This is a genomic window from Pseudomonas sp. HY2-MNA-CIBAN-0224 (assembly GCF_040310285.1).
GTDB lineage: Bacteria > Pseudomonadota > Gammaproteobacteria > Pseudomonadales > Pseudomonadaceae > Aquipseudomonas > Aquipseudomonas helleri.
In genome coordinates this window covers 1-337 of record NZ_JBEOPQ010000290.1, presented here as the reverse complement: position 1 = coordinate 337, position 337 = coordinate 1, and the positions used below count along the sequence as shown (strand labels likewise).

The following is a 337-nucleotide window of genomic DNA, read 5'->3' as shown; positions in this document are numbered from 1 at the left end:
CAAAATTTAATGCTGATGCTGTTGGTGCTTCCGACACTCAGGCTCAGCAAATAGACTTTACTGACACCACTATAGCCAATCTAGATTGGACACTTGGCTATATGCGCCACGAGACCAATTGGTTTTGGAGCTGTATTAATAGCTATTTGCCAGACCGTCGTCATTTTGCCCTAAATCTAGCAATGGGCGTCAATGAAACAGGGGTTAGCGAAAATGCGTGCTGGCTGGATGGGCATATTTATTATTTACCGTCTGTGATGTTTGTCCGTGATGGTTTAAATTTGCCAGCTAATGAGCAAGATGATAATGCTAAAACCATAGATAATACGCGACAGCC

The 337-nt window shown here is 43.0% G+C and carries 1 protein-coding gene; it reads left to right on the top strand.

What is annotated here, in order from left to right:
• Positions 1-337, top strand: a 337-nt coding sequence (locus AAEZ03_RS26445; RefSeq protein ID WP_350582728.1) for a DUF2804 family protein, incomplete at both ends; no start/stop codon positions are given.